The sequence below is a fragment of the Streptomyces sp. NPDC042371 genome (assembly GCF_056437465.1).
This window is the reverse complement of sequence record NZ_JBWKAP010000004.1, coordinates 220513-242718: the sequence shown is the minus strand read 5'-3', so window position 1 is coordinate 242718 and position 22206 is coordinate 220513. Positions and strand designations below refer to the sequence as shown.

Below are 22206 nucleotides of genomic sequence, written 5' to 3'. Positions count from 1 at the left end.
GACTCCTACTCCTCGCCGGTGAGAGGGCCCGCGGGGGCCGAGAGGGGCTCGGGGGACTCGGGGGCGGTCAGACGCAGGGCGCGGTGCAGGTCGCCGGGGACCGCGCGGCCGGCCGCGGACCGCTCGGCCGCGTAGTCGCCGAGCATCCGGGCCAGTTCGACGTCTCCGCGGGCGCGCCTGGGGAGGTCGGCGACGGCGTCCACCGGGACACCGGTGAACAGGCACTTGAGGACGGCGTGACGCCAGTCGTGCGAGGCGAGGTGCGCGGCGGCGTAGGGGCCGACGGCTGCGGCGACGAGGCTGGTGTCGTTGGTGCGCAGGGCGTCCTCGACCAGCGGCAGGGCGTCGGGGCCCGCCACCAGGTGGGGCAGTGCCTGCAGGACGGCTCGGCGTTCGGCCGCGGTGCCCTGGGCGTAGACGCGGGCGAGGGTGTCCGGGGTGGCGTTCGCGGCGTGCAGCAGCAGGATGCGGGCGTCGTCGGCGTGGCCGGGGCCGCAGCGGCGTCCGGCCTCGGCGAACCTCAGCTCCCACGTGGGGCTGGGCCCCGGTCCGTCCCGCTCGGGTCGTCCTCCGTGGGCGGCGGCCTCGGCGGTGGCCTGGTCGAGCCAGGCGCGGGCAGCTCCGCCCAGGTCGCTCTCGAGGTGGGTGCGGAGGGCGGCGATCTCGGAGGTGTCGGTCACGGGGTACCTCCTTCGACACGGGCAGGGGCAGGGACAGAGACGGGGGCAGCGACGGGCACGGAGGCGGAGGTGGGGGCAGGTCCGGCGGCTGCGGTGACCGGGACGGCGGCTTGTGCCCGGCGCAGGAAGTCGATGGAGCGGGTGGCGAGTTCGGGGCCCGCGTGGGAGTGGCGGGGCAGTTCGACGACGGTCAGCCCTTGGTAGTCGGCGGCGGCGAGTGCTGCCAGGACGGGCGGGAAGTCGATCTCTCCGTCGCCGAAGGGCAGGTGCTCGTGGACTCCGCGGCGCATGTCCTCGATCTGGACGTGCCGCAGCCAGGGGGCCGCGGCGCGAACGCAGTCTGCGGGAGGGAGGGGTTCGAGGCACTGGCAGTGGCCGATGTCGAGGGTGAGGCCGAGGAGTCCGGGGTCGGGGTCGTCGAGCTCGTGGCGCAGGTGGTGGAAGTCGGCGAGGGACGAGAGGAGGTGGCCGGGTTCGGGCTCGACCGCGAGCGGGACTCCGGCGCCCGACGCGGCGTCGAGTACGGGGCCGAGTGCGTCGGCGAGGCGCCGCCACGCAACGTCGTCCGAGGTGCCTGCCGGGGTGATGCCGCTGAAACAGTGCACGGCGTGGGCGCCCAGGTCGGCGGCGACCTGGACGGCGCGGATCAGCAGACGGCCGCGCTCGGCCCGGCGTTCCGGGTCGGGGTCGAGGAGGGAGGGGCCGTGCTTGCGGCGCGGGTCGAGGACGTAGCGGGCGCCCGTCTCGATGGTGACGGTGAGGCCGAGGCGGTCGAGCTGGCGGGCCACATGACGGGTGCGGGAGGCGAGATCAGGAGCGAGGGGGTCCAGGTGCATGTGGTCGAGGGTCAGGCCGACGCCCGCATAGCCGAGGTCGGCGAGGAGGCCAAGGGCGTCGTCGAGGCGGAGGTCGGTGAGCCCGTTGGTGCCGTAGCCGAAGCGGAGCCCGTCGCCTTGCCGCGCGTCGACCTGGTGGGGGTGCTGTGGGGCTGTTCCGCATGTTCCGCTCATGTGACGCTCACCTTCCGTGCGAACTTCCGGGCGGCGGGGGCGAGGGCGACGGTCAGCAGGGCGGTGCCCGCCGCTCCGGCGCGGGCGGCGAGCGCGGCCTGCAGCGGGATCATGGCGCGGATGCCGCCGCCGACGGCGCGCTGTGTGAGGGGAGGTGACGGATTGAGGGCGGCGTGGAAGAGGGGCTTGGCGGCGGTGCCGACGTAGGCGAGCGCGAGGGTGCCGCGGAGGGCCTGTCGGCCGGAGGAGACAGCGGTCCGGAGGTCGTGCCCGCCCAGGTCCGGAGAGCGGACCTGCTCTCCCCCACCACCGACGCCAACCCCTTGGCGGCCCCTGGAACCGGTGCCGAGGCCTGGGCGGGTGGTGCCGATCAGTCGGGCCAGTGCCGTCGTCGTTGCCAGTGCGGCCAAGGGCGCGGCTGAGGAGCCGCCCTGGGCCTCGCGGCGGGAGACCACGGTGACGGCGAGGGTGTGGGCGGCGAGGGCAGCGGCCGAGGGTCCGGCGGCACGGGCGCGGGCGCGCGAGCCCCGGCCCCGGCTCTGGCTCTGGCTCTGGCTCTGGCTCTGGCTCTGGCTCTGGCCGACCGTGGCGGTCGCGCCGAGGAGCAGGTCGAGGCCGCGGGCGGCGGCCATGGCTGCCGGTCCTGCGGGGGTGTGTTTGAGGCCCAGGTCGTAGGCCCACACCGTTGCGGCCAGGGCTCCCGCCATGGCGAGGGACGGGCGGCCCGCGCGGGAGGCGAGGGCGAGGCCCGCGGCGGTGAGGGCGGTTGCCGCGGTGAGGGCGGCGGGTGGGGCGATGCGGCCGGACGGCAGGGGGCGCTCGGGGCGTTCGACGGCGTCCTCGGCACGGTCTGCCCAGTCGTTGAGGGCCATACCGGCCTCGTACAGGCAGAGGGAGGAGCCGATGGCAAGGAGGGTGCGGTGGTTGGGACGCAGGCCGGTCGCCGCCGCTCCGGCGAGCGCGTCGCCGGGGACGGTGAACAGGGCGGGGACACGGAGGAGTTCGACCCAGGCTCGGGAGGCGCTCCTAGTGTGCGCGGCGGTCCCGGTGTTCATATGGACTCGCCTTCCAACGGGCCGCTTTCCGACGGGCCGCTTTCCGGGGCACGGTCAGTCCGCCCGGTGGGGGCGCCTCCGCCCATCCGCTCCGCGAAGTCCAGCAGTGCCGCGTACTGCTCGCCCAGGGCCGCGGGGGCGCCCGCGTCGGGGTCCTTGAAGTAGAAGGCGAGGGCGGGCAGGGGGCCGGAGAGGCCGCGTTCGTGGGCGCGGGACGTCAGGCGGGCGAGGTCCAGGATCAGGGGGGCGGCGAGGGCCGAGTCGCAGCCCTGCCAGGTGGTCTGCAGGACCATGCGGGTGCCGAGGAAGCCGTCGAAGGCGATGTGGTCCCAGGCCGTCTTCCAGTCGCCGAGGGAGGGGACGTCGTCGATGTGGACCTCGCCCTCGGGGGCAGCGCCCAGCGTGTCGGCCAGGACGCGTTCCTTGCCCGCGTTCTTCGCCGCGGCGGCCGCGGGGTCGGCCAGGGCGGCGCCGTCCCCGCCGCCGAGGAGGTTCGTGCCCGACCAGGCGCGCACGGCGAGTGCTCGTTGCGCGAACATCGGGCCGAGCACGGAGCGCAGCAGGGTCTGGCCGGTCTTGCCGTCCCGGCCCGCGTAGGGAAGGCCGGAGGTACGTGCCGCCTCGGTGAGATGGGGGTGGTGCAGGCCGGTCGAGGGGGTGAAGTTCACGTAGGGGCAGCCTGCGCGCAGGGCGGCGGCCGCGTAGAGGGAGCTGGCGGGGAGGCGTTCGGCGCCGTCCTCGGGGAGTGGTTCGGTCGAGGCGACGTTCACCACCACGGCGCAGGCCAGTCCCCGGCGACGTACGAAATCGCGGAGGTCGGTGGTGAAGGCGTCGATCAGTTCCTCGTCGCTGCGGGCGTCGCCCGGTTGCGGTCCGCCGGGACGTATCTCGGTGTCGGCGGCGGCGAGTTCGGCGTGTACCGCCGAGGGGAGGCCGTGCGGCAGGACGCCGCCCGCGGCGAGTTCCTCGGCGCGTTTGGGCAGGGGGCAGCTCGTGGTGTCGTGTCCGCCGAAGACGAGGGAGGACAGCGCGGGCAGGCCGCGGTCCATGAAGGGCGCGGTCTCGGTCACCATCCCGGTGGGGGCGTGGAGTCCGGCGGTGATCGCCGCGCAGCCCGCCACGGCCGTGGTCGCGACCGAGCCGCGGGCCCCGATCAGCCATACGCCGACGGGCCCGCCGGGCGGCGTCCCGAGGGGAGGAGTAGAGGGCGCAGATGTAGAGGTCGCGGATGTGGACACGGCTGCCTCCTGCCATGACTCAAGAGCTCGGGACACGACTCGGGAGCTCGCGGAACGTGAGTGCGGTGCAAGACGGCGGGCGGAGGTCCGGCGTCCTCCGCCCGCCGCCGTCTAGCGACCCGCGCCCGACCCGGTCGGGGCGGGTGGGCCGGAGCGGTGTGCCGACGGGCCGTCCGTCAGCTGGTCCTTGGTCGGCTGAGTTGCGGTCGGTTGATCCTTGGTCCGCTGTCCCTTCCCCGGGCGGCCCTTTGCCGGGAGGTCCTTCAGTCGGATGTTCCGGAAGGAGACCTCATCGGCGTCCCCGTGGTTCTGGATGCCGATGTGGCCCTGTCGCAGGCTCCGGGCCGGGTCGGTGTTGGTGAAGTCGTTGATCTGCACCCCGTTGAGGTAGACGCGAAGGCGTTCGCCCTCGACGCGGATCTCGTAGGTGTTCCACTCCCCCGGCGGGTTCAGCGCCTTGTCGCGCTTCTTCAGGTCGGCGGAGCGGAAGCCGTAGACGGAGCCCGTGGTCTTCTCGGGGACGTCCGTGGCGTCGATCTGGATCTCGTAGCCGTTGTTCACGGCCGACCAGGGGTCGTCGGAGGGCGGGAAGCCCACGAAGATCCCCGAGTTGTCGTCGCCCCGCATCCGCCAGTCGAGCTTGAGGGAGTAGGAGCCGAGTTCGCGCCGGTCGTACCAGAGCATGCCCATGCCGCCGACGGTCTTGAGCGTTCCGTCCCCCTCGTTGAGTTGCAGGGAGCCGGGGCCTGCCTGCTTCCAGTCCTCCAGGGAGGAGGCCTCGCCGTCGAAGATCGGCGTGTAGCCCTTCTCCGGCCTGCAGTCGGCCTGGGCCGCGCCGACGGCCCAGCGGATGCCGCCCAGCAGGTGCTGGCGGAAGGCAGGTTCGGCGAACGACTCCTTGGTGTGGCCACCGCCCGTGTAGAAGGAGCGGCCGCCCTCGTAGTTCTGGCACCAGGCGATGGGGTGGTCGCCGGACATCGTGCCGCCCGTGTACGACGACTCGTCGAGGGAGGCGAGCACGCGGGCCCGGTCCCGGGGATTGGCGCGGTAGTTGTACCACTCGTCGGTGCGGTCCCAGCTTCCGGTGCCCAGGTGGGCGGTGGCCGGGTGCGCGTGGTCCTCGACGTGGACCTTCGCGGGCTGGATCGCGGGGTGCGACTGGAAGTAGGCGCCCGCGAGCCCGCCGTAGAAGGGCCAGTCGTACTCGGTGTCGGCGGCGGCGTGCACGCCCACGTAGGCGCCGCCGTCGCGGATGTACTGCTCGAACGCCCTCTGTTGGTCGGCGTTCAGGACGTCGCCGGTGGTCGAGAGCCAGACCACGGCGTCGTACCGGGCCAGGTTGGCGGCCGTGAAGGCGCCCGCGTCCTCGGTCGCGTCGACGGTGAAGCCGTTCGCGGCGCCGAGTTCCTTGACGGTGTCGATACCGGTGGGAATCGAGTCGTGCCGGAAGCCTGCGGTCTTGGAGAAGACGAGGACCTTCTCACCGGCCTTCTTCGGCGACTCGGGCTTGGAGGCCGCGGGGCCCGACACACAGCCGATGAGCAGGGCGGCCGCGGCCGTCGCGGTGGCCAGCCGTACAGATGCGCGCATGTGCTGACCCCTCTCAGCTCGTCGTGAAGGTGAAGTCGTCCAGGTCGTAGAGCGCTCCCGAGCCCTTGCCCTTGAAGACCAGGAAGAGCGTCGTGGTCTTCGTCGGCGGCTTGGCGATCGCCGTACTGACGTCCTTGTACGTCTCCCAGCCACCGGTCGGCGCCACCTTCGCGCTGCCCAGCAGCTTGCCGCCGACGGATCCGCTGCGCACCTCCAGCGTGCCCCCGGATCCGGCCGAGGCGACGCGCGCGGTCAGCTTGGTGGCGTTGCCGAGGACGTACGGCTTGAAGGAGACCCAGTCGCCGTTGTTGATGTCGCCGACGGTCTTGCCGCCGTGCGCCGGGGTGTGGTTGACGACGGAGACGCCCTTGGAGTCGTTGTAGTGCTCACCCTGGCGGTGCTTGGGCTGGACGACGTTCTGGTCGTGGGTGGTCAGCGCGGGCTGGCCGTTGGCGCCCTTGTCGGTGTACTCGGCGTCGAAGACCCCGAAGATGTTGGCGTTCGGGTCGTGCTCGCCGTCGGCGGAGGTCTGGATGGTGCCCTCGCAGCCGTTGGCCGAGGTGACCGGGTGGCCGTGGCTGTCATGGCCGAGAATGTGGGTGACCTTCACCTTGGTGCAGTCGATCGTGCCGTCCTCCGGGTCGGTGACCTTCACTTTGAAGGGCACCTTGTCGCCGAAGGTGAACAGCTGGCCGTCGCCGGGAACCTCCAGGGTCACCTTGGGCGCGGTGTTGCCGACGGTGATGTGCGCGCTGGCGGAGCCGGCGCGTCCGGTGGAGTCCTTCACGGTCACGGTCGCCGTGTAGACGCCGTTCTTCTTGTACGTGTACGTGGGGTTCTGCTGCGTCGACTTGCCGCCGTCGCCGAACTCCCAGGCGTAGGTCAGCGTCCCGCCGTCGGCGTCCGTGGCCTTCGAGGTGAACTTCGTGCGCAGCGGGGCCTGCCCGCTGGTCACGGACGCGCTCGCCTCGGCGACCGGGGAGTGGCCCTCGGTGGCGTTCTCGATGCGGAAGAGTCCGGAGTTCTCGTCGCCGCCGAACCAGGCGGTGCCGTAGTCGAGGACGTACAGCGCGCCGTCGGGGCCGAACTCCATGTCCATCACCTGGGTGCCGGTCCACGGGAACGGGTTGATCTTCGAGACCGTGCCGTCCGCGCCCTGCTCGATGCGCTTGATCCAGCGTCGGCCGAACTCTCCGGCGAAGAAGTCGCCGTCGTAGGCCTCGGGGAACTTCACCGGGGAGGTGTTCGCCGCGTCGTAGCGGTAGACGGGGCCGCCCATCGGGGACTCGGAACCGCTGCCGAACTCGGGCACGGAACCGCCGTCGTAGGGAATCCAGGCCTCCTGCGCGGGCGGCAGGTCGGTCAGGCCCGTGTTGTGCCGCGAGTCGTTCTTCGGGGCCGCGCAGTCGAAGGCGGCGCCGGAGGTGCCGGTCGCGAAGTCGTAGTCGATGTAGGGGTCGTTCTTGCCGGTGCAGAACGGCCAGCCGAAGTTGCCCGCCTTGGTGACCCGGGCGAACTCGACCTGTCCCGCGGGGCCGCGCTTGGGGTCGGCCGCGCCCGCGTCGGGCCCGTAGTCACCGACGTACACGGTGCCGGTCGGCTTGTCGACGCTCATCCGGAAGGGGTTGCGGAAGCCCATCGCGTAGATCTCGGGGCGGGTCTTCTCGGTGCCCTTGGCGAAGAGGTTGCCGTCGGGGACGGTGTAGCTGCCGTCCTCGGCGACCTTGACGCGCAGGATCTTGCCGCGCAGGTCGTTGGTGTTGCCCGCGCTGCGCCGCGCGTCGAAGGCGGGGTTGCGGTCCGCGCGCTCGTCGATGGGTGTGAAGCCGTCGGAGGCGAAGGGGTTGGAGTCGTCGCCCGTCGACAGGTAGAGGTTGCCGTCCTTGTCGAAGTCGATGTCGCCGCCGACGTGGCAGCAGGTGCCGCGGCTCGCGGGGACGTCGAGGACCTTCTTCTCGCTGGCGGCGTCCAGGGTGCCGTCGGCCTTCAGGACGAAGCGGGAGAGGCGGTTCACGCCGTCGAACTTCTTGAAGTCCTCGGCCGTGCCGGTCTCCGGGGCGTCGCCCGCGGGGGTGTCGAGGGGCGGCGCGTAGTAGAGGTAGATCCCCCGGTTCTCGCTGAACTTCGGGTCGATGCCGACGCCCTGGAGGCCCTCTTCGTCGTGCGTGTAGACCGGTATCTTCCCGGCGACCTTGGTGTTGCCCGACGCGTCCGTGAGGCGGAGCGTGCCGTCTCGGGAGGTGTGCAGGACCGAGCGGTCCGGGAGGACGGCCAGCGTCATCGGCTCGCCCGTCTCCGGCTCGCCCTTGGCGAGGGTGACCTGCTGGAAGTCCTCGGCGACGGGGGCGGCCTTCGCGGGCGGTTCGGCGGGCACGGCACCGGCGTGCGGTACGGCGAGGGTCAGGGTGGCGCCGGTGAGTACGGTGCCGGTGAGCAGGGCAAGGGTTCTGCGGAGTCTCGGGCGTTTGCTGTGCACGGAAGTTCCTCCGGAGGGGGACGGTCGTACGGGGTGAGTGCGCCGTGCGCCGGGGTGCGCCGTCACCCCGGACCATTCATGTCCTGTACACCTCAAGGACGGTAGCCACGTTCGTCCCGGGCGGAAAGCCCTTGTGCATGACGGAAGTTGAACTTTTTCCTGTCAATGGACAAACGTGGCATGAGACGGACTGGCCAGTCGGTCCGGTCAGCCGGTCCGGTCGGAGCCGCCGAACGCCGCGTCGAAGGACGCGCTCGGAGCCTCGAAATCGAACGCCTTCAGGTGCGTCAGCGCCTCCGGCGCACCCTGCAGGCGGTCCATGCCCGCGTCCTCCCACTCCACGGAGACCGGCCCCTCGTACGCGATGGAGCGCAGCATCCGGAAGACGTCCTCCCAGGGGACCTCGCCGTGGCCCGCCGACACGAAGTCCCAGCCGCGGCGCGGGTCGCCCCATGGGAGGTGCGAGCCGAGGCGGCCGTTGCGGCCGTCCAGGCGGCGCCGGGCCTCCTTGCAGTCCACGTGGTAGATGCGGTCGCGGAAGTCGTAGAGGAACCCGACCGGGTCGAGGTCCTGCCACACGAAGTGCGACGGGTCGAAGTTGAGCCCGAAGGCGGGGCGGTGTCCGACGGCCTCCAGGGCCTTGTGCGTGGTCCAGTAGTCGTACGCGATCTCCGAGGGGTGCACCTCGTGGGCGAACCGCACGCCCTGCGCGTCGAAGACGTCCAGGATCGGGTTCCAGCGCTCGGCGAAGTCCTCGTACCCGCGCTCGATCATCGACTCGGGGGCCGGTGGGAACATCGCGACCAGGTGCCAGATCGAGGAGCCCGTGAAGCCGACGACCGTGTCGACGCCGAAGGCCGCGGCCGCCCGCGCGGTGTCCTTGATCTCGGCGGCCGCCCGCTGTCGTACCCCCTCCGCCTCGCCGTCGCCCCAGATGCGGGCGGGCAGGATCGCCTGGTGCCGCTCGTCGATGATGGCGTCGCAGACGGCCTGGCCGACGAGGTGGTTGGAGATCGCCCAGCACTTGAGCCCGTACTTGTCGAGCAGCGCGTGCCGCCCGTCCAGGTACGACGGGTCGGCGAGCGCCTTGTCGACCTCGAAGTGGTCTCCCCAGCAGGCGAGTTCGAGGCCGTCGTAGCCGAAGTCGCGGGCAAGGGAGCAGACCTCTTCGAGCGGAAGGTCGGCCCACTGGCCGGTGAAGAGCGTGAACTGCCGTGGCATGACCAGGCCTCCTCAGAGCGGGAATCGGGGCGAGAAACGGGGCGAGAAACAGGGCGGGAATCGCACGGGCATCAGGCGGGCACGGGCGTGTACACGGAGTTCTTCGCCGCGCTCTCCTCCACCGCGGCGAGCACCCGCTGCACGGAGAGGCCGTCGGCGAAGGAGGGTTCGGGCCGCGCCCCGGTGCCGATGGCGTGCAGCAGGTCGCGGGCCTGGTGCACGAAGGTGTGCTCGTAGCCGAGGCCGTGGCCCGGCGGCCACCAGGCGTCCACGTACGGGTGGTCGGGCTCGGTCACCAGGATGCGGCGGAACCCGGACGACGCGGCGGGCTCGGTGTGGTCGTGGAAGGAGAGCTCGTTCAGACGCTCCAGGTCGAAGGCCAAAGAGCCCTCGGAGCCGTTGAGTTCGAGACGCAGGGCGTTCTTGCGGCCCGCCGCGAAACGGGTCGCCTCGAAGGAGGCGAGGGCGCCGGAGGGGAACCGCCCCGTGAAGACGGCCGCGTCGTCGACGGTGACCGTTCCGAGCCTGCTGCCACCCGCCGCGGTGAGCCCGCTGGACGCCCCTTCAAGGAGGGGCCGTTCGCGCACGAAGGTCTCGGTCAGCGCCGACACTCCCGCCACCGGCTCCCCCACCAGGTACTGCGCGAGGTCGACGATGTGCGCGCCCAGGTCGCCGAGCGCCCCGGATCCCGCCCGGTCCTTGCGCAGCCGCCAGGTGAGCGGGAACGACGCGTCCACCAGCCAGTCCTGAAGGTACGTCAGGCGTACGTGCCGCAGCGCCCCGAGCCGCCCTTCGGCGACCATCCGCCGGGCGAGCGCGAGCGCGGGCACCCGGCGGTAGTTGAAGCCGACCATGGCCACCTGGCCGCGGGCGCGGGCCCGTTCGGCGGCCTCGGCCATCGCCTCGGCCTCCTCGACGGTGTTCGCGAGGGGCTTCTCGCACAGCACGTGCTTGCCCGCCTCCAAGGCGGCGACGGCGATCTCCGCATGGCTGTCGCCGGGCGTGCAGATGTCGACGATGTCGACGTCGTCCCGGGCGATCAGGGCGCGCCAGTCGGTCTCGGCGGCGGCCCAGCCCAGCCGGTCGGCGGCGGCGCGCACGGCGCCGCCGTCGCGGCCGCAGACGGCCGAGAGCACCGGCCGCACCGGCAGGTCGAAGACGCGCCCCACGGTGCGCCAGCCCTGTGAGTGGGCGGCGCCCATGAAGGCGTAGCCGACCATGCCGACGCCCAGCGGCCGCTTCTCCGCGGGCCCGGGATCGGCCACGGCACCGGCCCCCGGCTGGGAATCGGCACCGGCCTCGGTTTCCGTCTCACGCATGCGGTAATCCTCCTCGTCGACGCTCAGTGGGGGGTGCGGGCGTGCGCATCACTTGAAGCCGGTGGACATGTACTGGCCGACGTTCTCCTTGTCGACCACGGCCGAGTAGCAGGTGACGAAGGACGGGATCTCGAACTCGGCCATGCCGTTGATGCCCTTGCCCTGGCCGAGGGCGCGCGCGAGGTCGATCGCGGACGCGGCCATGGTGGGCGGGTAGAGGACGGTGGCCTTCAGGACGCTGTTGTCCGCGTCGATGGCCTGCATGGCGGAGAGCGCGCCCGCGCCGCCGACCATCAGGAAGTCGTCGCGGCCAGCCTGCTTGATGGCGCGCAGGGCGCCCACGCCCTGGTCGTCGTCGTGGTTCCACAGGGCGTCGAAGTTCTTCTGGGCCTGCAGCAGTTGGGACATCTTCGACTGTCCCGACTCGACGGTGAAGTCGGCTGCCTGCCGGGCGACCTTCTTGATGTTCGGGTAGTTCTTGAGGGCGTCGTCGAAGCCCTTCGAGCGCTGCTTGGTGAGCTCCAGGTTGTCGAGGCCCGCCAGCTCCACGACGCGCGCGTTCTTCTTGTCCTTGAGCTTCTCGCCGATGTACTGCCCGGCGCTCAGGCCCATGCCGTAGTTGTCGCCGCCGATCCAGCAGCGGTAGGCCTGCGGGGAGGCGAAGACGCGGTCGAGGTTGACGACGGGGATGCCCGCCCGCATGGCCTTCAGGCCGACCTGGGTGAGGGCCTTGCCGTCGGCGGGCAGGACGACGAGGACGTCGACCTTCTTGTTGATCAGCGTCTCGACCTGGCCGATCTGCGCCGCGGTGTCGTTGGAGCCCTCGGTGGCCTCCAGCGTGACGTCCGAGTACTTCTCGGCCCGCTTCTTGGCGTTGTCGTTGATGGCGTTGAGCCAGCCGTGGTCGGCCTGGGGGCCCGCGAAGCCGATGGTGACCTTCTTGCCCGGCTTGTCGTCGGCGACCTGCTGCGACTTTTCGTCGGCGCCGTCGCCCTTCGACTCGTTGCTGGTGCAGCCCGTGACGAGGGCTCCGGTGGACAGCGCGGCGGCTCCGAAGAGGAGTCCTCTGCGGCTCGTGTGGGATGGCATGAGTGAACCCCTCGGGTCAGGAAGTGGTGGCCGTACGTCGTTGGACGAGCACCGCGGCGACGATGATCGCGCCCTTGGCGATCTGCTGGGTCGCGGTTTCCAGGTTGTTGAGCGCGAAGATGTTCTGGATCGTGGTGAAGATCAGCACGCCGAGCACGGAGCCCGTGATGGTGCCGCGGCCGCCGGTGAGCAGGGTGCCGCCGATGATCACTGCCGCGATGGCGTCGAGTTCGTACAGGTTGCCGTTGGTGTTCTGGCCGGAGCCGGAGAGGATGATCAGCAGGAAGGCCGCGATGCCGCAGCACAGGCCGGAGAGCAGATACAGGTAGAGCCGCTGCCTGCGGACGTCGATGCCTGCAAGCCGGGCCGCTTCCGCGTTGCCGCCGACGGCGACCGAGCGGCGGCCGAAGGTGGTGCGGTTCAGGAGCAGCCAGCCGACCACGGTGACGGCGGCGAAGACCAGGACAAGCGGCGGGATGCCGAGGATGTACGAGTCACGCTCGCCGAGCTTCAACACCCCTTCGACGGTGACCATTTGGGTCTTGCCGTCGGTGATCTGCAGGGCGAGGCCGCGACCCGCAGCCAGCATGGCGAGGGTGGCGATGAACGGCACGATCGCGCCGTACGCGACGAGCAGGCCGTTCACCAGGCCGCACCCCATGCCGACGATCACGGCAGTGAAGAGGATGCCTGCGAAGCCGAAGTCCTGGGTGGCGACCGTCGTCGCCCACACCGAGGCGAGCGCGACGATCGCGCCGACCGACAGGTCGATGCCGCCGGAGATGATCACGAACGTCATGCCGACGGTGACCACGCCGATGACGGACGCCTGGGTGAGGATCAGCTGGACGTTGTCGGTGTCGAGGAACGAGTCGGGCTGGGTGATGCCGCCGATCGCGATCAGCACGGCGAGCACGCCGAGCAGCGAGAGCGTCCGCACGTCGGCGCGGGCCACCGCGGCGCGCCACGGGCTGCCGCCGTCTGCGGGGGTGCTCTTGTGGGTGGCGGCCTCGGCCGCCGGGGCTGGCTGGGTCATGCCGCCGGGCTCCCTTCAAGGACGAGGTCGAGTACGCGGTGTTCATCGAGTTCACGGGCGGGGGCGGTGTGGACGACGCGGCCCTCGCGGAGCACCAGGACGCGGTCGGCGAGGCCGAGCACTTCGGGCACTTCGCTGGAGACGAGCAGCACGGCCAGGCCTTCGTCGGCGAGGCGGCGGATGACCGCGTACAGCTCGGCGCGGGCGCCGACGTCGACGCCGCGGGTCGGCTCGTCGAGCAGCAGGACGCGGCAGCCGCGCAGCAGCCAGCGGGCCAGGACGGCCTTCTGCTGGTTGCCGCCGGAGAGGGTGCGGACAGGGGCCGTGGGCTGGTCGGGGCGGAGCGAGAGCTCGCGCGTCGCCGCACGTGCGGCCTCCCGTTCGGCGCCCCGGTCGAGCCAGCCGCCGTACGAGAAGCGGGACATGGAGGAGACCGACACGTTGCGGGTGACGGACTCCAGCATGAGCAGGGCCTGCGCCTTGCGCTCCTCGGGGGCGAGGCCGAGCCCCGCACGGACGGCGGCCCGGACGCTTCCGGGGCGCAACGTCGCTCCATCGACGGCCACTTGGCCCGTGCTGGGCTTGCGCGCGCCGTAGATCGTCTCCAGGATCTCGGAGCGTCCCGAGCCGACGAGTCCGGCGAGGCCCACGATCTCGCCGGGGCGCAGATCGAGGTCGATGGGTTCGAACTCGCCGTGCCTGGAGAGGCCGCGGACGGTCAACACCGGTTGCGCGGTGGGCGGTTCGACGGGCCGGTCGGGGAAAACGTACTCGACATTGCGGCCGGTCATCAGCGCCACGACGTCCTTGGTCGGCGTGGACTCCGCGGGGAGTCCGCCCGCGACGGCACGGCCGTCCTTGAGGACGGTGACTCGGTCGCCGATGCGACGGATCTCCTCCAGCCGGTGGGAGATGTAGACCACGGCGACACCGTCGGCCGTGAGGTCGGCGACGATGCGGAAGAGGTTGTCGACCTCGTCGGGGTCGAGGGCGGCGGACGGCTCGTCCATGACGATGAGGCGCACCTCGTGCGAGAGCGCGCGGGCCATCGAGACGATCTGCTGCTGGGCCGCGGAGAGCTCGCCGACCAGTCGGCCAGGATCGATCTCGGCATGCCCGAGTCGCTTGAGCAGAGCGGCAGTTGATGCCCGGGCGGCCCGGCCGCGGACCACGAATCCGGCGGCGGTCGGCTCATGCCCGAGATGGACGTTCTCGGCGACGGAAAGACCTTCCACCAAGTCGAGTTCCTGGTAGATGGTGGCGATGCCGAGCCGCATGGCGGCGATCGGCGAGCGCAGCGTGGTGCGCTCGCCGCGCCAGGTGATCTCGCCGCCGTCGGGCTGGTGGGCGCCGGCGAGGACCTTGATGAGGGTGGACTTCCCGGCGCCGTTCTGGCCGAGGAGGCAGTGCACCTCCCCGGCCTGGACCTGGAGGTCGACGCCGTCGAGGGCACGGACTCCGGGGAACGACTTGGTGATGCCGGACATGGTGAGCAGCGGTGGTTCTTGTGCCATGACGGTTCCCCTCGGCGGCGATCGCAGCAGGGCAGGGCGGATTCAGGGCAGGCTGATGCAGGGCAGGGCGGAGCCGGTTGTGTGGTGCGGGCCGGAACAGCGCAGGGCGGAGCAGGGCGCTGTGCCGGATGAGGTGGCGCTACGTTCCGTGCGTGGCGTACGTGGTGTACGTGACGGTCAGGCCGGTGAGAAGAGGTGGTCGCTGATGAGGCGGGCGCCGCCGATGACTCCGGCGGTGGGGCCCAACTCGCCCAGGACGATGGGGAGGTTGCCGGTCGCCAAGGGCAGCGACTGGCGGTAGACCTGGGTGCGGATCGCGGCGAGCAGCGTGTGGCCGAGGCCGGTCACACCGCCGCCGATCACCACGAGGCCGGGGTTGAAGAAGCTGACGAGGCCCGCGATGACCTGGCCGGTGCGGTTGCCGCCCTCGCGGATGAGGTCGAGTGCGGTGGCGTCACCCGCGGCTGCGGCCGCCGCGACGTCGACGGCGCTGAGCCGTCCCGCCTCGTCGAGCCGCGTGGCGAGCTCCGCCGAACGTCCCTCCCTGGCCGCCTCCTCGGCGTCGCGGGCGAGCGCCGCGCCGCTGAAATAGGCTTCCAGGCAGCCCTTGTTGCCGCAGGCGCAGGGGCGTCCGTCCGGTTCGGACTGGATGTGGCCGATGTCGCCGGCGCTGCCCGTCGTACCGCGGTAGACCTCACCGCCGACGACGATGCCGCACCCTATGCCCGTGCCGATCTTGACGCAGAGGAAGTCGGCCACGGAGCGTGCGACGCCCGCGTGCTGCTCCCCCATCGCCATGAGGTTCACGTCGTTGTCGACCATGACGGGGCAGCCGAGGTCCTGACTGAGGGCCTCCCTGACGGGAAAGCCGTCCCACCCCGGCATGATCGGCGGGGCGACCGGCACGCCCTCCGGGAAGCGGACGGGACCCGGGACGCCGATACCGGCGCCGTCGAACCCTTCCGCGAGCCCGGAGGCCTTGAGCTTGGCCGCCATGGCGAGGACCTGCTCGAAGACCGCGACCGGGCCTTCGCGCACGTCCATGGGCTGGTTGATGTGGCCGAGGACCTCCAGCTCGGCGTTGGTCACCGCGACGTCGACCGAGGTCGCGCCGATGTCCACGCCGAGGAAGCGGAGGGCCGGGGCCAGGCGGATGTTGTGGGAGCGGCGGCCGCCGCGCGAGGCGGCGAGTCCGTCAGCGACCACGAGTCCGGTCTCCAGGAGCCGGTCGACCTCCACAGCCAGTTTGGACCGCGAGAGATCGACCTGATCGCCCAGCTGGGCGCGGGAGTTGGGTCCTCCGTCACGCAACAGGCGCAACAGCCGCGCCTGGTGCGTGTTGGCGGGTCGAGCCGTCATACGTCTCACGCGCCCCTCCCCGCCTCATCGGGCTTCCCATGCCGTTGCCCGCGGGCTGGTGCGCGGTTGTCGCCGACGCCTTCGCCTCAGGGCTTCTTTCAAGCTTTCGAGGGGAACGTAGCAGTGCCTGCCGGGACTGGGAAGAAGTTGCGCGGGAATTACCCATGACTTTCTCCAGTCACAGGACAAAGGAGTCTGGAGGTCTGCGGCTACGCGGGCTGCCGGAGCATGCACCAGGTGCGCGGGCCGTTGTCCGGCAGCGGGACGTCCGCCGTGACGGTGAAGCCGAGGCGCTCGTAGAACGCCACGTTCTGTTCCGTCGAGGTCTCCAGGAAGCAGGGGAATCCGGCACGGTCGGCGGCGTCGAGGCCGGGTCTGATCACCGCGCCGCCGAGCCCCTTGCCCTGCTCGTCCGGGTCGACGCCGACCGCGGCGAGATACCAGGCGGGGTACCGGGGCCGGTACGGCTGGAGCGCGCGGTCCGCCGACGCGAACCAGGGCGCGCGGTCGCCCGCGAGCTCGCCGACGAGCGGGCCGATCGCGGCGAAGCCGGGCCCCGGGTCCCGGTCAGGGGTGGTCCACACGGCGACGGCGCGGCCCGCGCCCGCGACCCAGACCCGTCCGTAGACCATCCCGATGCGCTTGAGGAAGAGCTCCTGGAAGCGGCGAACCCGCTGGTGGTGGTCGTCGGCCGCGACGACGTGCCGGGTGAAGGGATAGTCGGCGAAGGCCCTGGCGAGGGTGTTCACGGCCACCGGCATGTCTTCGCCGATCGCGGGGCGTATGCGGTGGTGCGTACTCATCTCGCTCCTCCCGGTCTGCCGACGGTACTTGGCGTGTGCATCGCGCACCCGGCTGCTCGACGTGGTCCCCGCGCCGCCTGACGGTGGAGTCGAAGGGCGGCTCGTGGGACAGACGACGCAGACCCAGGCGGTGCTCAGCCCTGGTCGCGCTGGTGGTACGTCTGCCTGGTGTGCTCGGTGTGGGCCCGCATGACGTCCGTTGCGCGGCGCTCGTCGCGCTCGGCGATCGCCGCGATCAACTCGCGGTGCTCCAGCCAGGACTGCCTGCCGCGCTGCCGGGCCACCGGCGTGTAGTACCAGCGGACCCTGCGGTCCACCTGCCCGGCGAGCTCGGCGAGGACCACGTTTCCCGCGAGTTCCATCACCTTGGCGTGGAAGGCGGCATTCAGGGTGACCACCTGGTCCACGTCACCGTCGGCCACGGCCTGCTCGCCCCTGGTGCAGAGCGCGTCGAGCTCCGCGATGCCCGCGAGGCCGGCGTTCGCGGCGGCGAGCCGGGCGGCCTCGGCCTCCAGCAGGGTGCGGACGGTGAGGAGTTGGTCCGCCTCCTCCTCGGTGGGCTCGTGCACGAACGCGCCCTGGGCGGGCCGCAGGTCCACCCACCCCTCGGTGTTGAGCCGCTGCAGCGCTTCGCGCACCGGCTGCCGCGAGACGCCGAGGTGCCCGGCCAGCTCGCTCTCGACGAGGTGCTGGCCGGGCTGCAGCGAACGGGTCGTGATCAGTTCGAGCAGGGCCTCGTAGACCCGCTCTCTGAGCGGACCCGGCCGTTCGAGCTTGGGCACCGCCCCCGGCGGCAGTCCTGTGGACAACATCGCGGCCCCCTCCTCGAAGATTGCCTTTTGTCTACAGTCTACGAGCTACAGGGGCCAGCACCAGGGGGAGTTGGGCCGATCACACAGCGGTACGTGACTCTTTCATGGGCGCAGCACGACGTCACGGGCACCACGCGACGTCACGGGCACCGCACGACCTGCCCCGCGTACGAGAGGTTGCCGCCGAAGCCGAAGAGCAGGACCGGGTCCCCGGAACGGATCTCGCCGCGCTCCACGAGCTTGGACAGCGCCATCGGGATGCTGCCCGCCGAGGTGTTGCCGGAGTCGACGACATCGCGCGCGACGACCGCGTTGACCGCGCCGATGCGCTCGGCGAGGGGCTCGATGATCCGGAGGTTGGCCTGGTGCAGGACGACCCCGGCGAGGTCGGCAGGGGTGAGCCCGGCGCGCTCGCAGGCCGCGCGGGCGAGCGGGGGCAGCTGGGTCGTCGCCCAGCGGTAGACGCTCTGGCCCTCCTGCGCGAAGCGGGGCGGCGTGCCCTCGATGCGCACGGCATTGCCCATCTCGGGCACCGAGCCCCAGAGCACGGGGCCGATGCCGGGCTGCTCGTCGGGCCCGCACGTCTCCAGGACGACCGCGCCCGCGCCGTCGCCGGTCAGGACGCAGGTGGTGCGGTCCGTCCAGTCGGTGACCTCGGACATCTTGTCCGCGCCGATGACCAGGGCACGGGTGGCCGCACCGGCCCGCAGGGTGTGGTCGGCGGTGGCCAGCGCATGGGTGAAGCCCGCGCACACGACGTTGAGGTCCAGGGCGGCCGGTCCCGGGACGCCGAGGCGCGCGGCGACCCGTGCGGCCATGTTCGGCGAGCGGTTGATGGCCGTGGAGGTGGCGACCACGATGAGGTCGATCGCCTCGGGGGTCAGGCCCGCGGCGGCCAGGGCCTTGCCGCCCGCCTGCGCGGCCAGCTCGTCGACCGGCTCCTCCGGGCCCGCGATGTGGCGGGTGCGGATGCCCACCCGGGACCGGATCCACTCGTCGCTGGTGTCGACCTTGGCCGTCAGTTCCTCATTGGTGAGGATCCTGGCGGGCTGGTAGTGGCCGACGGCGGCGATGCGCGAGCCGTGCATGTACGGGTCCCCCTTGTGCCGAAGATACGGGACCCTCCAGTTTGGTCAGCGACTCACGAGTAACGATGCACGTAATGCGACAGGAAAGGAGCGCAGGGTTTGGATGCTTCTCATGATCTGGTCACCCTCTGAAGAGCTGTGTGACCTTGTGTACGAGTTCATAGACCCCGTATCCGAGCGGGATACCCACCCAGAGCCAGGCGAACACGGTCAATGCGCGGCGATTACTTGGCGGTGTGCTCGGCGGTGTGGTCATCGGCGGCCTCCCTCGGGACGGGGATGTGGTGGCGGGGGTGGACGGGCCTGACCAGCTCGTTCGCGACGAAGCCCACGACGAGGAGTCCGATCATGATCGCGAAGGAGAGGCCGTAGAGGCCCGAGCCGTGCTTGCCCGCCTCCTCCTGGTGGTCGGCGACCCGGTTCACGATCAGCGGTCCGAGGACGCCCGCCGTCGACCACGCGGTGAGCAGCCTGCCGTGGATGGCGCCTACCTGGTAGGTGCCGAAGAGGTCCTTCAGATACGCGGGGATCGTCGCGAAGCCCCCTCCGTAGAAGGAGAGGATCACCAGCGCACAGCAGATGAACAGCGGTTTCGAGGTGTCCCCGAAGCGTGCGATCAGCAGGTACATGAGCGCGCCCGCGCCGAGGTAGACGCGGTAGACGTTCTTGCGGCCGATCAGGTCGGATGCCGACGACCAGCCGATGCGGCCTGCCATGTTCGCGGCCGAGAGCAGGGCGACGAAGCCCGCCGCGGCGGAGACCGACACGGGCGTCCCGGTGTCCGCGAAGAAGTCCGTGATCATCGGGGCGGCCTTCTCCAGGATGCCGATCCCGGCGGTCACGTTCATGCACAGGACGACCCACAGGCACCAGAACTGCGGGGTGCGCACGGCCCGCGCCGCCGAGACCTGCGGCCCGTCCAGCACACCGGGGCCGCCCGGCCGGTGCGCGCCCTCCGTCCGCGGCACGCGCACCAGGAACACGCCGAGCGCCATGAAGACGGCGTAGGTGAGGCCGTGCACGAGGAACGCGAGCGCGATGCCGTCCGGGTCCGTGCCGAAGGAGTCCAGCATCTGCGCGCTCCACGGCGAGGCGATGAGCGCGCCACCGCCGAAGCCCATGATCGCGATGCCGGTGGCCATGCCCGGCCGGTCGGGGAACCACTTGATCAGCGTGGAGACGGGTGAGATGTAGCCGATGCCGAGGCCGATCCCGCCGACGAAGCCGTAGCCGAACACGATGAGCCAGTACTGGCTCATCGCAGCGCCGAGGGCGGCGATCAGGAAGCCGGAGGAGAAGCAGGTGAGGGCGACGGCCATGGCCCAGCGCGGGCCGTTGCGCTCGACCAGCGTGCCGCCGAACGCGGCGGAGAGGCCGAGCATGACGATGCCGAGCTGGAAGGGCAGGGCGCTCTGGGTGCCGCTGAGGTCGAGGGCGGATTCGAGGGGCGGTTTGAACACGCTCCAGGCGTAGGCCTGGCCGATGGAGAGGTGCACCGAGAGCGCGGCGGGGGGCACGAGCCAGCGGGACCATCCAGGGGGTGCGACGGGGGGCCTCATGATCCCGAACCATAGGAAGAAGTCGAGGGGTTGGGAACCCGCACGAACCCTTGCCCACCCAACTTCCATACTGTAGACAATATTTCGTCGGCGAAATTCTCCATACGTTCGTCGATGTACGTTCCTCTGACTTACGCCCCACGACGCACGTTCCTCGGATCCCTCGACCGAACGGAGCGACCCACCGTGAAAGTCGCAGTCCTCGATGCTGGTGCGATCGGCGCCTGCGTCGGAGCCGCGCTGCACCGCGCGGGCGCCGACGTCCATCTCGTCGCCCGTGGACCGCATCTGACGGCCATGAGGCAGCACGGAGTAAGGGTGCTGAGCCCGCGCGGGGACTTCACCGCGCGGGCCCGCGCCACCGCGGACCCGGCCGAGATCGGGCCGGTCGACTTCGTCTTCCTGGGCCTGAAGGCCACCTCGTACGCGGCATGCGGACCGCTGATCGAACCGCTCCTGCGCGGGAGCACCGCCGTCGTCGCCGCACAGAACGGCATCCCCTGGTGGCACTTCCACCGGCCCGGCGGCTCGGGCGTCGCGCGCCACTTGGAGGGCACCCGCTTCTCCGTGGGCGAGCCCGACCGGACCCGCCCGGCCGTTGCGCGGCCTTCAGCGAGGCCATGGTGGCGGGCGGCCTCAAGTGCCCGGTCGAACCGAAGCTGCGCGGCGACATCTGGATCAAGCTGCTCGGCAACATCTCCTTCAACCCGATCAGCGCCCTCGCCCGCGCCACGATGGGCGAGATGTGCCGACACGGCGGCACCCGGCGCGTCATCGAGATCATGATGAACGAGACGCTCGCCGTCGCCACGGCGCTCGGCTGCAGGCCCGACATCTCGGTGGAGCGGCGCCTCGCCGGCGGAGTCGGCTGCGGCCCGACCCTCCACGTGCAGGACAATGACATCGTGAAGGTCACCTCCCCGCACGACAATCCGGTGACCCACGGCAATCTCTGCATCAAGGGCCGCTTCGGCTACCAGCACGTACAGAACCGGGACTGATCAAGACATGGGACGAGTCACGGAGCGACGCAAGGTGATCCGGATCCGGGACGGGCACGTCTCGGAGCGGCCCGACACCCTCGTCGCCGAGGAACCCCTGGAGATCCGGCTGAACGGCAAGCCGCTCGCCATCACCATGCGCACGCCCGGTGACGACTTCGCGCTCGCGGCCGGTTTCCTGGTGAGCGAGGGCGTGCTGGGCGCGGCGGACGAGCTGCAGTCGATCGTGTACTGCGCGGGGGCCCGCGATGACGGTTCGAACACCTACAACGTCGTCGACGTGAAGACCGCCCCCGGCGTGGTGCTCCCCGACATCACCCTCGAACGCAACGTCTACACGACCTCGTCCTGCGGCCTGTGCGGCAAGGCGAGCCTGGACGCGGTCCGCACGACTGCCCGCTTCCCGATCGCCGACGCTCCCCCGGTCCGGGTCGGGACCGAACTGCTCGCGAGCCTCCCCGACCGGCTGCGCGCCGCGCAGCGGGTCTTCGACAGGACCGGTGGTCTGCACGGGGCGGCGCTATTCTCCGAAGAGGGCGACCTGCTCGACACAAGGGAGGACGTGGGGCGGCACAACGCCGTCGACAAGCTCGTCGGGCGTGCCCTGCAGAACGGGGACCTGCCGCTGTCCCGCGCGATCCTGCTCGTCTCGGGCCGTGCCTCCTTCGAGCTCGCCCAGAAGGCGGTGATGGCGGGCATTCCGATGCTCGCGGCGGTCTCCGCGCCGTCCTCGCTCGCCGTCGACCTGGCCGCCGAGACCGGGCTCACGCTGATCGGTTTCCTGCGGGGCTCCTCCATGAACGTGTACGCGGGCGAGCACCGCGTCGCCCTGCGGACCGCGGCCGCCCAGGGCTGATCCGGGCTCCCCGCCGCACGGCGGCGGCGCCCCGGTACCGCGGCGTCAGGCCGACTCCCCAACCCCCGAGATCCGGCCGAGCAGCTCCATGAACCGCTTCCGCTCGTCGGGCGAGAGGGGGGCGAGGAGTTCGGCGTTGGCCTGTTCGGCCGCCTCCGCGCAGCGTGTGACGGTGCGCCTGCCGCGCGCCGTGATGGTGATGGCGTTCTTGCGGCGGTCGCGGGGGTCTGGGGCGCGCTCGACGAGGTCTTCGGCCGCCAGGTCGTTGATGACGCCGACCATGTCCTTCGGGTCGAGCGAGACGCTGCGGCCGAGCTCCGCCTGGGCGACGGGGCCCAGGTCCGCGACGGCGGAGAGCACCACGTGGTGCCACATCTTGAGTCCCTCGCGGGCCAGCGCGTCGGCGACCAGGCCGCGCCCGCGGGCTGCCGCGCGGCCGAGCAGCCAGCTGGGGAGGGTGCGGATGGTGCTGGGGGCGGGCGGTGTCGTGGCCATGGGGG

General features: G+C 71.3%; 20 protein-coding genes and 1 pseudogene. 3 read left to right on the top strand and 18 right to left on the bottom strand.

The features are described from left to right. Positions 1–5: 5 nt before the first annotated feature. From AC068B_RS14230 to AC068B_RS14150, 17 genes are all read right to left on the bottom strand, one after another. The gene (locus AC068B_RS14230; RefSeq protein ID WP_478671647.1) at positions 6–680 is read right to left on the bottom strand and encodes an EboA domain-containing protein; all 675 of its coding nucleotides are present in this window, start codon (positions 678–680) and stop codon (positions 6–8) included. Then, positions 677–1690, bottom strand: coding sequence for a sugar phosphate isomerase/epimerase family protein (locus AC068B_RS14225; protein ID WP_478671645.1), 1014 nt, complete (start codon positions 1688–1690; stop codon positions 677–679). The genes AC068B_RS14230 and AC068B_RS14225 overlap by 4 nt, the downstream gene beginning before the upstream one ends. Next, a complete protein-coding gene (locus tag AC068B_RS14220; RefSeq protein ID WP_478671644.1) occupies positions 1687–2745 on the bottom strand; it encodes an SCO3242 family prenyltransferase in 1059 nt (352 codons plus the stop codon). The genes AC068B_RS14225 and AC068B_RS14220 overlap by 4 nt, the downstream gene beginning before the upstream one ends. Further along, positions 2742–3902, bottom strand: coding sequence for an inositol-3-phosphate synthase (locus AC068B_RS14215; protein ID WP_478672074.1), 1161 nt, complete (start codon positions 3900–3902; stop codon positions 2742–2744). The genes AC068B_RS14220 and AC068B_RS14215 overlap by 4 nt, the downstream gene beginning before the upstream one ends. Positions 3903–4094: 192 nt before the next feature. Beyond that, positions 4095–5573: a ThuA domain-containing protein gene (locus AC068B_RS14210; protein ID WP_478671642.1), complete on the bottom strand. Its 1479-nt coding sequence runs from the start codon at positions 5571–5573 to the stop codon at positions 4095–4097. A gap of 13 nt (positions 5574–5586) precedes the next feature. Further along, positions 5587–8049 carry a PQQ-dependent sugar dehydrogenase gene (locus tag AC068B_RS14205; protein WP_478671640.1) on the bottom strand — a complete coding sequence of 821 codons (2463 nt, stop codon included), beginning with the start codon at positions 8047–8049 and terminating at the stop codon, positions 5587–5589. 207 nt (positions 8050–8256) lie between these two features. After that, the gene (locus AC068B_RS14200; RefSeq protein ID WP_478671637.1) at positions 8257–9270 is read right to left on the bottom strand and encodes a sugar phosphate isomerase/epimerase family protein; all 1014 of its coding nucleotides are present in this window, start codon (positions 9268–9270) and stop codon (positions 8257–8259) included. A gap of 71 nt (positions 9271–9341) precedes the next feature. Continuing rightward, a complete protein-coding gene (locus AC068B_RS14195; protein ID WP_478671635.1) occupies positions 9342–10589 on the bottom strand; it encodes a Gfo/Idh/MocA family protein in 1248 nt (415 codons plus the stop codon). A gap of 48 nt (positions 10590–10637) precedes the next feature. Beyond that, complete coding sequence (locus tag AC068B_RS14190) at positions 10638–11678, bottom strand: substrate-binding domain-containing protein (protein WP_478671633.1); 1041 nt, start codon at positions 11676–11678, stop codon at positions 10638–10640. 16 nt (positions 11679–11694) lie between these two features. Further along, positions 11695–12714, bottom strand: coding sequence for an ABC transporter permease (locus AC068B_RS14185; RefSeq protein ID WP_478671631.1), 1020 nt, complete (start codon positions 12712–12714; stop codon positions 11695–11697). Continuing rightward, positions 12711–14228, bottom strand: a complete 1518-nt coding sequence (locus tag AC068B_RS14180; protein WP_478671629.1) for a sugar ABC transporter ATP-binding protein — start codon at positions 14226–14228, stop codon at positions 12711–12713. The genes AC068B_RS14185 and AC068B_RS14180 overlap by 4 nt, the downstream gene beginning before the upstream one ends. Before the next feature lie 177 nt (positions 14229–14405). Beyond that, positions 14406–15587 (bottom strand): ROK family transcriptional regulator, encoded by a 1182-nt coding sequence (locus AC068B_RS14175; RefSeq protein ID WP_150187180.1) that lies wholly within the window; start codon positions 15585–15587, stop codon positions 14406–14408. A gap of 209 nt (positions 15588–15796) precedes the next feature. Next, a complete protein-coding gene (locus AC068B_RS14170) occupies positions 15797–16390 on the bottom strand; it encodes a GNAT family N-acetyltransferase (protein ID WP_356259204.1) in 594 nt (197 codons plus the stop codon). 134 nt (positions 16391–16524) lie between these two features. Then, positions 16525–17202, bottom strand: a complete 678-nt coding sequence (locus AC068B_RS14165; protein ID WP_478671626.1) for a GntR family transcriptional regulator — start codon at positions 17200–17202, stop codon at positions 16525–16527. Between the two features lie 140 nt (positions 17203–17342). After that, entirely contained in the window at positions 17343–18290 is a 948-nt protein-coding gene (locus tag AC068B_RS14160; RefSeq protein WP_478671625.1) for a beta-ketoacyl-ACP synthase III, read from the bottom strand. A gap of 121 nt (positions 18291–18411) precedes the next feature. Further along, complete coding sequence (locus tag AC068B_RS14155; RefSeq protein ID WP_468564668.1) at positions 18412–18546, bottom strand: MFS transporter small subunit; 135 nt, start codon at positions 18544–18546, stop codon at positions 18412–18414. After that, positions 18515–19849: an OFA family MFS transporter gene (locus AC068B_RS14150; RefSeq protein WP_478671622.1), complete on the bottom strand. Its 1335-nt coding sequence runs from the start codon at positions 19847–19849 to the stop codon at positions 18515–18517. Before AC068B_RS14150 ends, AC068B_RS14155 begins: the two co-directional genes overlap by 32 nt. A 186-nt stretch (positions 19850–20035) precedes the next feature. Here AC068B_RS14150 and AC068B_RS14145 point away from each other — a divergent pair. The 3 genes and pseudogenes from AC068B_RS14145 to fdhD all read left to right on the top strand — a co-directional run. Beyond that, a pseudogene (locus AC068B_RS14145) lies at positions 20036–20745 on the top strand (2-dehydropantoate 2-reductase); the annotation flags it as partial. Beyond that, positions 20737–20850: a hypothetical protein gene (locus tag AC068B_RS14140; RefSeq protein WP_478672073.1), complete on the top strand. Its 114-nt coding sequence runs from the start codon at positions 20737–20739 to the stop codon at positions 20848–20850. The pseudogene AC068B_RS14145 and the gene AC068B_RS14140, both read left to right, overlap by 9 nt. Before the next feature lie 7 nt (positions 20851–20857). Beyond that, positions 20858–21706, top strand: coding sequence for a formate dehydrogenase accessory sulfurtransferase FdhD (gene fdhD, locus AC068B_RS14135; protein ID WP_478671619.1), 849 nt, complete (start codon positions 20858–20860; stop codon positions 21704–21706). A gap of 45 nt (positions 21707–21751) precedes the next feature. On the opposite strand, the gene AC068B_RS14130 is transcribed toward fdhD, so the two are convergent. After that, positions 21752–22201 (bottom strand): MarR family winged helix-turn-helix transcriptional regulator, encoded by a 450-nt coding sequence (locus AC068B_RS14130; protein WP_478671616.1) that lies wholly within the window; start codon positions 22199–22201, stop codon positions 21752–21754. Between the last annotated feature and the right edge of the window lie 5 nt (positions 22202–22206).

What these genes read in the sequence shown, in the direction of transcription:
- AC068B_RS14185 (WP_478671631.1), bottom strand. Translation starts at nt 12,714, where the DNA reads ATGACCCAGCCAGCCCCGGCGGCCGAGGCCGCCACCCACAAGAGCACC.
- AC068B_RS14175 (WP_150187180.1), bottom strand. Translation starts at nt 15,587, where the DNA reads ATGACGGCTCGACCCGCCAACACGCACCAGGCGCGGCTGTTGCGCCTG.
- AC068B_RS14150 (WP_478671622.1), bottom strand. Translation starts at nt 19,849, where the DNA reads ATGAGGCCCCCCGTCGCACCCCCTGGATGGTCCCGCTGGCTCGTGCCC.
- AC068B_RS14160 (WP_478671625.1), bottom strand. Translation starts at nt 18,290, where the DNA reads ATGCACGGCTCGCGCATCGCCGCCGTCGGCCACTACCAGCCCGCCAGG.
- AC068B_RS14220 (WP_478671644.1), bottom strand. Translation starts at nt 2,745, where the DNA reads ATGAACACCGGGACCGCCGCGCACACTAGGAGCGCCTCCCGAGCCTGG.
- AC068B_RS14190 (WP_478671633.1), bottom strand. Translation starts at nt 11,678, where the DNA reads ATGCCATCCCACACGAGCCGCAGAGGACTCCTCTTCGGAGCCGCCGCG.
- AC068B_RS14170 (WP_356259204.1), bottom strand. Translation starts at nt 16,390, where the DNA reads ATGAGTACGCACCACCGCATACGCCCCGCGATCGGCGAAGACATGCCG.
- AC068B_RS14195 (WP_478671635.1), bottom strand. Translation starts at nt 10,589, where the DNA reads ATGCGTGAGACGGAAACCGAGGCCGGTGCCGATTCCCAGCCGGGGGCC.
- AC068B_RS14180 (WP_478671629.1), bottom strand. Translation starts at nt 14,228, where the DNA reads ATGGCACAAGAACCACCGCTGCTCACCATGTCCGGCATCACCAAGTCG.
- AC068B_RS14225 (WP_478671645.1), bottom strand. Translation starts at nt 1,690, where the DNA reads ATGAGCGGAACATGCGGAACAGCCCCACAGCACCCCCACCAGGTCGAC.
- fdhD (WP_478671619.1), top strand. Translation starts at nt 20,858, where the DNA reads ATGGGACGAGTCACGGAGCGACGCAAGGTGATCCGGATCCGGGACGGG.
- AC068B_RS14210 (WP_478671642.1), bottom strand. Translation starts at nt 5,573, where the DNA reads ATGCGCGCATCTGTACGGCTGGCCACCGCGACGGCCGCGGCCGCCCTG.
- AC068B_RS14155 (WP_468564668.1), bottom strand. Translation starts at nt 18,546, where the DNA reads ATGACCACACCGCCGAGCACACCGCCAAGTAATCGCCGCGCATTGACC.
- AC068B_RS14200 (WP_478671637.1), bottom strand. Translation starts at nt 9,270, where the DNA reads ATGCCACGGCAGTTCACGCTCTTCACCGGCCAGTGGGCCGACCTTCCG.
- AC068B_RS14165 (WP_478671626.1), bottom strand. Translation starts at nt 17,202, where the DNA reads ATGTTGTCCACAGGACTGCCGCCGGGGGCGGTGCCCAAGCTCGAACGG.
- AC068B_RS14130 (WP_478671616.1), bottom strand. Translation starts at nt 22,201, where the DNA reads ATGGCCACGACACCGCCCGCCCCCAGCACCATCCGCACCCTCCCCAGC.